The sequence below is a fragment of the Neorhizobium sp. P1_A6 genome, assembly GCF_056406795.1.
The window spans coordinates 1-10,591 of sequence record NZ_JBFTZM010000016.1 but is presented as its reverse complement, the minus strand read 5'-3'; the positions used below and the strand labels follow the sequence as shown (position 1 = coordinate 10,591).

The following is a 10,591-nucleotide window of genomic DNA, read 5'->3' as shown; positions in this document are numbered from 1 at the left end:
TCGAAAAGACCTCAATTATCCGCCTTGCGGTACGATCAATTGAATGAACGACGGTGGATCAATATCATTTCCGCGTTCTCTGAAACTGTCCGCATCATGTCACCATTGAGTCGGGCCTGATGCACCCCCAATTTTGAAACATGCGGATATATGAAGGCTCATGATTGATCGTATTACTCAAATACAACGCAGTGCGAATATGGCGCGGATCCGCTCAAAAAACACCTCGCCCGAGCTGCGTGTCAGACGATTACTACATAGCCTCGGCTATCGATTCCGCATTCACTGGAAGCCTGCGCCTGGCCGGCCTGACGTCGCCTTTCCTGGGCGAAAGAAGATGATACAGGTTCACGGATGTTTTTGGCATCAGCATGCGGGGTGCAAAAACGCCACCTTTCCCAAAACACGGCAGGAATTCTGGAGCGAAAAGCTTTCACAAAATGTAGCCCGCGATTTACGCAACCAACAGGCGGCCGAACAGATGGGATGGCAGGTGCTTGTTATTTGGGAATGTGAAACCACAGACTCGCCTGCATTGGCTAAAACCCTCATGCAATTTCTGGGGCCAAAACGTAAGCTGCCATCATCGTAAAATGTCGCCAGGTTATTTTTCATGAAACCGCCAGGCGAATTTTATTTTACACCAGGCCATTATGGCTTGACGCTGAAATGCGTTTGGGTTAGCTTCCTTGCAGTCGCCGAGTGTCTGGAAAACCGCGGACGACGACCACCGTAACCCGACTGAGCGAGAAGGAGGGGGCATGCTCTGGCTAATTTGTGTCAGGAGAGACTTTGCGTGAACGGACCCTGTCCGTTCACGCATAACAACGCGCGACCGGAGTGTCTGGAAACCGCCGGTCGCGCTATTCACACCGAAAACCCGCTTAAGCGGAGAAGGAAAGTCCGATGGACAATATAACTGTAGACGAGGTAGAGCCAACTGTCACCAACAGTTTGAGTGATCTGCTGCAGCAAGGTGACCATTCGGGGCGCCCGTTCAACGTTCTCGTAGGATCCAACATGGGGAATCGGACTCTTATTATGAGTGTCCCCATGGCTGTCTTCTATGAAATTTCGGAAGTAGCGAACAAAGCAAATCTGGAAGCGTTGCCTGCACACCGGGAGCTGCCTGCAGCACAGCGGCGGCTTGATGAGACGCACGCCAAAAAACTTGCAACATTTATATTGAAGGGTCTTGTCGATACGACTCGACGGAAGTTGGAGGCTCAGGGTCACCCAATTCCGCAGGCTCTTGTCGCGATTCAGAAAGAGATAGGTGCGCAACCCTATATCGCGATGCAGCCGATTACCGCAAATATACGGAACTGTAAATTCGGCGGTGACGGGCTCCGCTTTGAACGCAAAGGCGGGGTGATAACCGTTTTCCTTTCAGACAAGCATGTTTTGTGGGTCATAGACGGCCAGCACCGGCGGTTCGCAATGCATATGGTGTTCGAATTCCTCAAGTCCGTAGTAAATAACGGTCGGTACCCGCGCAAACCTTCGCTTTATGTGCCGGCAGGGGATGCTAAGCGAGACCCAACGCTTGATGAGATTCAGGTTTGGGCGGCGGCATTCGAAGTGGCGCGCGCGGAATGCTCAATCGTTGTTGAGACCCATCTGGGTCTGAATTTTGAGCAGGAACGCCAGCTCTTTCACGACCTGAACCACCTCGGAAAGACTGTCGAAAGCGGACTCGTTTAYGAATTCGATAACTCAAATGCGGTCAACCGGTTTATAAAAGACCATCTGCTTGGCCATGACATTCTTAAAGCAACTATGGTTGAAACCGACAGCCCGCACGACTGGCACAAAGACGAGGGTGTGATCTCCCGTAAAGATCTTATCTCTGTCAACGCGCTTCTTTTCCTGAACAAGACGACAATAAACGGAGCCTCGCCAGCGGATATCAGTGCCAAGGAATCATACGGCTGCCGCTTTTGGGGTGCGATCGGCCAGATACCTTATTGGGGAGAACAGGGGGCTAAAAAGAATACAGTCGCAGCTCAGCCCGTTGTGCTGAAGGCATTGGCAAAACTCGCTTATGACTTCGGGTATGGCCGCGATGAAAATCCGGAATACCTTGAGCGTCTGTTTGCGGCGATCGAGGAGAATGAGATCGATTTCGCGCACACAAATCCCATGTGGCGCTATTTCGAGATGAGTATATCTGAGCGCGAAGATAAATGTCCTGGAATGAAGGATGCTGTCACTCCCGATGAGGCTGGTTACAATCTGGACCTCGGTAACTTTGATGAAAGCACTCAGGTTATGCGTTTTGGTGCGAAGCACAACGATATCCAGCGCCACCTCGGCGATATGATCCGTTGGAAACTGCAGCTACCCAAGCGCAAGGCGCTGATCAAACTGCAGGAGGAGTTGGCCGTTGAAAACGCCACTTCGCGTGCCTCTACTTGAACTGGGGCGGCCGGACCAGGTTAATGTGTTTAAAGGGGTCTTCTTATTTCGGTGAATACAGTAGCGCCGGTAAAGACAGAGCGATCAATGGCAGCTAGTCTGAGTTGTATCTGCCCCAATGACGCACTTGGTGTCGGGGCAGGTACGTCCGACTGCAGTTGATAGATTATTGTGAAGGGAATTGGGGTGACGGCAGCTGATAATCGGGTTCTGCAACGGGCATTCAAACCCCGAGCGAGGTTGCTGCAACTGCTCGGAGACCAGCTTATTAGCTCTCCGCGTCTGGCGCTCTTTGAGCTCGTGAAGAATGCTTACGACGCCGATGCAGACGAGGTTGTCATTACATTTGACGATATCGGAACAGAAGCGGCGAAAATCTCTATCCGCGATAATGGTCAGGGAATGTCGCTGCAGACGATTGAGAACGTATGGCTCGTCCCTGGTCACGACCACCGCGAGCAGGATCGCGAGAGGCAAGTCCGCTCACCCCGATACGGCCGTCTCCCACTGGGCGAGAAGGGCGTCGGCCGGTTTGCTGTCCATAAACTCGGGGACAGAATCCGCCTTGTGACGAAAGCGGAGAACGAACCTGAATGCGTCGCGGATTTTGATTGGGACACACTGCTGGAGAAAACCTTTCTAGCGGACGCCGAGATTACTGTGCGACAGCGCGTGCCGGAGGTTTTTCCGTCAAATACCGGTACCCTAATTGAGATCAGCCGTTTGCGCACTACAGACTGGACAAGAGGCGAGATCCGCGATCTGTACAGACAGGTGACTTCAATAGCTTCTCCCTTCGGTGACCGGGTGGGCGACTTTGATGTGAAATTGCACGTTCCCGATCACCCGGAATGGCTGACAACTCTCCCAGGCGTCAAGCAATTGCTGGATATGGCGCCGTATACGTTCGAGTTCGAATTTGACGGGAGTAAGCTGCATTACAAGTACGAGTTTCGCGGAGTTCCCGGTCTGAAGTTGGAAAAGCGCATCGTAGAGCGCGATGAGTTCTATTTTCAGATCGCCCAACTCGAGGAACCAGACGTTCTCGATCCGGGTGAGGAACCGCGAGCTAAGCGGCGGAGCAGAGTGACCGCAGACCAGTCGACCTTAGAGGGAATCGGTCCCGTTAAAGGTCGTTTCCACATATTCGACCGCGACAAGAAAGTTCTGCCGCTTTATGGAGACACGCGTTTTCTTGAGCGTTTCCTTACCCAGAATGGCGGCGTACGCCTTTATAGAGACGGCGTACGAGTGTACAATTATGGTGAGCCGAGTGACGATTGGTTGGGCCTCGATCTCCGGCGTGTAAACGAGCCGACAAAACGGTTGAGCCGTAACATCACCATAGGTGTTGTCGATCTCAGTCTGGCCGACAGCCACGGCCTACATGAGAAAACCAACCGCGAGGGTTTCGTCGAAACTGACACGTATGACCGCCTGAGGCGTGTCGTGCTCGGTGCGCTGATGATCCTTCAGGCTGAGAGAAACATCGACAAGGAACGGATCCGCAAGATCACGGGAAGCGGAAGTGAAACGCCTGAAGGAATGTTCGGTCCGCTGACCGAACTCCGTCGCCTGGCGCGGGCGAACAACGTTGACAAAGTGCTCGAACCGGCGATCCGCAAAATAGAATCCGAATACGCCACTCTTCGTGAAAACTTTGCCCGCTCCGGGGTTTCACATGCGGGGCTTGCTGTCATCTTCCATGAAGTTGAGCGCGGCGTGAGGGTGTTGACAGGGGCAATCAACAACCCTGAAATGACAATCGAGAATCTACGCGAGCAGGCGGGCCAACTTCAAGGCCTATTGGAGACATCGACCCAATTGCTCAAGAATACCTCGAGTAAGCCGGGGTCTCTGCGGGACATTGTGCGCACTGCTCGTGATCTAAGCCTTCTCCGGTTTCGGTTACATGGCATTAAACTAAGCTGCCCGGCTTTGGAGGATGATGGCCCAGACGCCGAGGCCACATTTGCGGCAGGCCTTGTTCTTGGGGCTCTAACTAACCTGATAGATAACGCGGTTCACTGGGTCAAAGTCAGACACCCTGATCCCGGGGAGCGACGTATTTACGTCAATGTAGATCCTGACTTTGAGGGAGGACCAGCCATTGTCGTGGCTGACAATGGACCAGGCTTTATCGACGACCCGGCCACAATTGTAACGCCCTTCTTTACGAGACGACCTGCTGGGAGTGGTCTTGGGTTATACTTCGCCAACCTGGTTATGGATCTTTGCGAGGGACGGCTGGTCTTTCCCGGGAAAGGCCAGGCGGATGTGCCGGATGAATTTGATGGCGCAGTGGTAGCTATGGTCTTTGGCAGGCCCTGATGTTCACACCAGCAAGATATATCGCAATTGATGATGACCCAATGGAGCTTTCTCCACTCGTCGACGCGCTTCATGGGCTTGGCGCTCCATGTATAGGTATACGATTTGATGCCGCCGGCTTGCCGGCGCCTGCTCTGTTCACCGGCTTCCGTATTTTGTTCAGCGATCTTCATCTGTTGAGAGCAGCTGCCAGTGCTGTTCAGCACTATGATGCTCTTGGAAGCATCCTCAACCACTGTGTTCCCGATCATCACGGCCCGTACATCCTCATACTCTGGACCTCGCATGAGCAGGAACGGACAGCCTTAGCGGACCGTCTCGGGGTGATACTACCGGCAGATAAGATGCCGCTGGCTATTCTTGCGCTGGATAAAAATGCTTTCAGTATGGGCCGGGACCAGTGGGATGGCGCTGCACTCCAGCATGCGATAACGCAGCAAATTGCGGCGATGCCCCAACTCGCTGCGCTCCTTAGTTGGGAGCGCGATGTTCTAGCGGCGGCGAACGCAACACTCGCTTTGGTGAGCAATCTGATACCGAGCGATAAGCGCACGCTTGCCTTGTACCCCGGCGCGATGGATGGCATTCTTAGCCTCCTGGCATCTGCGGCCGCGGGGCCTTCGAACGCACTAAGCGATCCGAGAGGTTCGGTGGCAGCTGTTCTATCCCCCTTGTTAACTGACCGGATACTCAATCAGCCCGCCGCCGCCGGCACACCTGACCTGTGGAAAACCGCAGTGACTTTTCCGCAGCCGGGGCTTGCGCTCAGCGAGGTTCAGAAGGCGGAGATGCACCGGATGCTGCACTTGGCGGTTCCTCCCGGTGAGCCGGTTGGCCAGTCTGATTGGGGTGCGATAATTCCCTTGGCCGAGCTTGACGATGACGCTATGAATGCGAGGTTTGGGGTCACAGTCGACTATCTCCGAGAAAAGGAATTTAAGCTGAAGGCAGAACGCCGCGGTGAGGGCCAACTGGTTCTCATACGCGGAGGTGCTGCCTGTGATCAGGCCCAAAGTAATGCCGGCCCTCTTCCATTTCATCTGGGGCTCCTGGTTCCGCAAGGTGCGGTGCAGAAGACATCCCGAAGCCCGGCTGTGCTCGTGTGCGGCGAACAATTCAAGCTCGACGAGTTTGCTGAACCCGTCTGTCTTCTTGTGCACGCCCGTTTTAATACCACTATTGTGCCAGGTGACCTGGCAGCTTGGCCGGCTGCAACGATGCGTTTGCGTGAACAGATGCTTACTACCATCCTTGTCCACACCGCGTCTTACGTTATGCGTCCGGGGACCTTACGCTTTTGAAAACGACATCAGACACCCCATTCGAAGTGGTCGATTTGTTTGCGGGGCCCGGCGGGCTTGCTGAGGGATTTGCATCGGTACGTGACACCAACGGAAACCCGGTGTTCCAAATCGCCCTCTCCGTTGAGAAGGAAAAGTTGGCGCACCGGACGCTCCGATTCCGTGCATTTCTCCGGCAGTTTGAAGGCTCATTTCCTGATGAATACTACGCTTTCCTCAATGGCTCGATCGAAGAACCCGACTGGGCTCTGAAATATTCCAAACAGTGGGAGAGGGCGGAGAAGGAAGCTTTGTTGCTCGAGCTGGGTGAGGATGGGGTAAGTGATATATTGGCGCCATATCTTCAAACGATCAGAGAAAGGGCTGGCGACCGGACGATTGTTATCGGCGGTCCACCCTGTCAGGCGTATTCCGTTGTCGGCAGGTCTCGCAACCGTGCAAAAGCTGAATACCTTCCTGAAAAGGACAAGAGGCATTTCCTTTATCGCGAATACATCAGCATTTTGAAACATTTGAAGCCTGCAGCATTCGTCATGGAAAACGTCAAAGGGATGTTTTCCTCAACCGTAGGCGGTAAAGCAGTATTCGATATGGTGCTTTCCGATCTTGAGGCAATCGGTGGTGATGACAGAACCTATGATTTCTTTGCGTTTGGCGCAGGTCCTGGCGGAGCCGCGTATTTGACCCCGACGCGCAGACCCAAGGATTTTCTAATTCGGTGTGAGACATTTGGGGTTCCCCAGGCAAGGCATAGAATTATAATTATCGGATTGAGACGCGACCTCGTTCATTTAGATGGGTTGCAAAGCCAGATACCAACAGGCTCGGGCGGAATGAAGGTCACGGTCCGCGACATCCTTCAGGGTATGCCTTTCATAAGAAGTGGTGTTAGCAAATCGGATTCGCCTGATGCTTGGCGCAATGCGATGTCCAGGTCGATAGAGAAAGTCATGGACGCCACCCGCGACTCTGAAGATCAGAACCATCAAAAGGTTTACCGGCATTCTGAAGTTCTGGCCGGCAGAATGGCGGAGGCCATAAGCACGGCGCCCCGGAGTAGCTCCGGGATGGGTCACATCGCTGATGATTGCCCCCCTGAACTTCGTGAGTGGATCCTTGATAGCAGGATGACCTGCCTTTCAGGGCATGCGAGCCGAGGTCACATGGAATCCGATTTGGGCCGGTATTTTTTCGCTTCTGTTTATGCAAGTGTGTGTGGAAGATCGCCGGTCGCCCGTGAGTTTCCGCCTTCTTTGGCGCCTAAACATAAGAACTGGGAGAGTGGTATCTTCTCGGACCGGTTTCGTGTTCAAGTATGGGGTAGCCCATCGACGACAATAACAAGCCACATCGCAAAGGACGGGCATTATTTCATTCACCCCGATCCTATGCAGTGCCGGGCTTTGACGGTCCGTGAAGCGGCGCGGTTGCAAACTTTTCCAGACAATTATCGGTTTTTCGGAAATCAGACCGAGCAGTTCACGCAGGTGGGTAATGCTGTGCCCCCGTTTCTCGCACGGCAAATCGGTCAGGCCTTACATCCAGTTCTATCGGCTGGATTTTCCGGAGCGCTGTCTGGCGATGCGCTGAAAAAATTCAAGCGCGATGCGGCATGACTGCATCGCAGCATAGCCGTCGTGTCGTAATTCCATTGCGCACAGCTGAAATCAGTATCGTACCCCTGCCCACGAAATATGTTCCAGTTGAAAATCGGCAACTGTGAGTTCGCGTAAACGCAAATGGTTCAATCAACCGATATCAAATCGTTGGTAAACTCTGCGCTCCTTTCGCATCCTGAAGTGCCTTCAGCCAAATCATGTCAGATTGGCGGGCAATCACAGCGAGGTAGAAACGGGGCCTTGAAAAACCAACGTAGGCTAACTCCGCTCTGGCGAGATTGCTTTCTCCCACAACAACGACTATCGCCGATCTTTCGAGTCCTTTGAACCGCCTTATAGTGTCAACCACTATGCGTTCCGTCCGGAGATCTCCGCAGTCCGCGAACTCAAGATGCGAGCGCGACGCCGCAATTTGGAATTGCTCGACCCACTTAGCGCTTGGCAGCAATACAGCTATATCGCCCGGTGCCACCTCTTCTTGGTAAACGAGGCGCCTGATCTCTCCATACGCGGCCGCCACCAGTTTCTCTGTGGAATCCTCTTCGATCCAGTGGACCTGCGGACCTTCCGGACCTTCCGCGATAATTTCCGGTCCATCATAGTGCGCCGACGCTGCGGAATGAATCGATCTCGTATTTCGCAGATTGCGTGACAGTCTGATCGGAATGAGTTGAAGGTCCTTGGTTGGAACTCTGCTGCCGGAATAGACGCGCTGGTTAGTGTCAGAGAAAACGCGAAGGACGCCGCCGCTGCCAAGCGCTGCGTCCACTGCGATCCACCAGCTTTCCTCGAAATCTTGGGCTTCGTCTACGACGATATGCTGCCATCTCAGTTCTGGACGGGAGATCATGACGTCGAGAAACAGGCCGGGTAGAATGGAATCGAAGAATGCTTGGTTGCGATCACCGGGCGGCGGCAATTCAGCTCCCGCCGCCGCTACTGTTTCCAGACAGACGGAATGGAAGCTGCCAACCGTAAGATGCTCTGAGGTTCCGGCAAGTCTTGCGAGGTCATTTGCCAGTGGGCGGCCATGGCATATCAGAAGCGTCCGCCGGCCCGCACCCGCCGCACGCCTGGCCTCCTCAATTGCCACGATCGTTTTTCCGGTTCCCGCGGCACCCCGGATCTCAACGCGTACGATGTCGGCAATGTGCTCAAGAATGTGAAACTGCGTTGGTTCCAAAACGCCAAATCGTTCTCTGGAATCCTCCATTGCTCCTGCGATATGGAAGCTCAAGGTAAATGGTTGAGCGAGTATCTTTTCGAACGCAGCTATTCCGTCTTTGCCAAGCCCACGCGATGCGCGAGGCTGCCGCGCCTCTAGCATCCGCGCATCGATCCATTTCCGAAGGCCGTTCGCCAACTCTTTCGAGCAGCAGAAAATATGCGCGGGCCTGTCAGCGCCTAGGTCACGCGGAGGCGTAGCCGCGTCAGTGAACACAACACCGTGGCTGTTGTGGATCCAGCGTTCCTGCCAATGGTTTGTCGCCCTAAGTTTCTTTAGCAATTCATGTTTGGCGCTGCGAGCCTGTTCCACGGGATCTTTGATTCTGAACCGAAAACCTTGGGCGTCTGTACTCCACCACTGTCGTTCCGCGGGATCAAACGAGATACCACCTCCTTTTACTTCAAGAGTCAGGTATCCAAGGTCCGGATGCGCGACCATGAAGTCACACTCGCCATCTCTTTCGTTTCCAAGGTGGTCGGTGCCGAGCCATGGGCTTGAGTAGAAAACGGTGAAGTTGTCATCCAAGACAGAAGAAAGCTTGTCATAGACGCGAACTTCAGCCCGACGTCGTCTATCCTGCCTTATGGAAACCGGCAGTTCGCGTGGCCAGAGTTTTGCCATCAGTTTCCCGCAACAAGATCAACGAAGAATCCGACTGAGGGCGCATCGGGTGTGCCTACCAGAAGTGCGCGGTCCAGAAAGTGGTTAAAGGCTTCGCATGATGTTTCCGGAGACAGAACGCAGGAGTGACACGCAGAGTGCGAAAACGCGTTCAACGCCCCCATCATGTCGGTAATGCATAGTGGATCGGAGGAACACCATTCCATACCAGCAATCGCGCGGCATAGAATACCTTCGATACGGTTGGCTGCTCCCTGCCTTTGGAGACCACCCAGTGTCCCGTCGGCATCCGTGGTGGCAGTGTATATCAGCACTCCTGCCATCGGATCTTCCCCCATCCCGGCATAAATGCGCTCCTGAAGCGACGAACTTGAATATCCGCATTCCAGTGTCAGCTGACGCATAATCGCGTGCGAAAGCGTGTGGCAAAGCATATAGCGAGCGCTGATCGTACGGGCGGGCTCATTCCCGGGACCGTGACGAGATTGCCAGTCCAGCCTGTACCGTTGATGGCATTCAGCCGCGCGAGCCACCACCTCAGGCAAATTCTCCCATCGAGTGAGTTGTTTTTCGTTCAGTGAAAGAAATATGCCCTCGCCCCTTACTTCAATGGCGGGCAGCCAGGATAGCTTTGTCTTGGAAAGGCTTGCCACCTCTGGCGAATCCGGATCACCTGGTGGATTTATCCTTGTGAAGCCCGTGATTGCCCTCACCTCCCTGAGGCGAACTGCACGCACCACTGTCGCTATCCAAGGAGCTATCGTATCTGGCACAGTTTCGCGCCGGATTTCGAAATCCAGGTCCTGATCAATGCGGTCGCCAGGATCTTCCACAAATTGCCGGAACTCAGCAGGCCGCAAGTCCGAAGTGTCGATTTCGCTGTAGTTTTCAACTCGCCGATCCACCGCGGCAGCCAACTGCGCCGGCGACATTTTAAGTTCCTTGAGGATCGGCCCCAATTCGCCTCTACTCATCATTTCAATAAATGACTCGCGCTGGGCGCTGTCGATGCTGATCAAGGTGTTCCAATAGTCGCCGACACTGTCCTGAAGCCGGTCTGACCATGGCATGGC

General features: G+C 54.0%; 7 protein-coding genes. 5 read left to right on the top strand and 2 right to left on the bottom strand.

Annotation, left to right across the window (positions count from 1 at the left end; translation table 11 throughout):
• The first annotated feature begins 160 nt into the window (after positions 1–160).
• The 5 genes from AC1D3C_RS24850 to AC1D3C_RS24830 all read left to right on the top strand — a co-directional run bounded on the left by AC1D3C_RS24850 (position 161) and on the right by AC1D3C_RS24830 (position 7,666).
• Positions 161–592 carry a very short patch repair endonuclease gene (locus AC1D3C_RS24850; protein ID WP_477484736.1) on the top strand — a complete coding sequence of 144 codons (432 nt, stop codon included), beginning with the start codon at positions 161–163 and terminating at the stop codon, positions 590–592.
• Between the two features lie 314 nt (positions 593–906).
• Positions 907–2,418: a DNA sulfur modification protein DndB gene (locus AC1D3C_RS24845; RefSeq protein ID WP_477484735.1), complete on the top strand. Its 1,512-nt coding sequence runs from the start codon at positions 907–909 to the stop codon at positions 2,416–2,418.
• 186 nt (positions 2,419–2,604) lie between these two features.
• A complete protein-coding gene (locus tag AC1D3C_RS24840) occupies positions 2,605–4,749 on the top strand; it encodes an ATP-binding protein (RefSeq protein WP_477484734.1) in 2,145 nt (714 codons plus the stop codon).
• Positions 4,749–6,050, top strand: coding sequence for a hypothetical protein (locus AC1D3C_RS24835; protein ID WP_477484733.1), 1,302 nt, complete (start codon positions 4,749–4,751; stop codon positions 6,048–6,050). Before AC1D3C_RS24840 ends, AC1D3C_RS24835 begins: the two co-directional genes overlap by 1 nt.
• Positions 6,047–7,666, top strand: a complete 1,620-nt coding sequence (locus tag AC1D3C_RS24830) for a DNA cytosine methyltransferase (protein WP_477484732.1) — start codon at positions 6,047–6,049, stop codon at positions 7,664–7,666. Before AC1D3C_RS24835 ends, AC1D3C_RS24830 begins: the two co-directional genes overlap by 4 nt.
• Before the next feature lie 142 nt (positions 7,667–7,808).
• Here the strand turns inward: AC1D3C_RS24830 and AC1D3C_RS24825 are convergent, their stop codons facing one another.
• Positions 7,809–9,518, bottom strand: a complete 1,710-nt coding sequence (locus AC1D3C_RS24825; protein WP_477484731.1) for a nuclease-related domain-containing DEAD/DEAH box helicase — start codon at positions 9,516–9,518, stop codon at positions 7,809–7,811.
• Positions 9,518–10,591 (bottom strand): DrmB family protein (drmB, locus tag AC1D3C_RS24820; protein ID WP_477484730.1); only part of this gene is annotated, 1,074 nt, incomplete at its 5' end. The genes AC1D3C_RS24825 and drmB, both read right to left, overlap by 1 nt.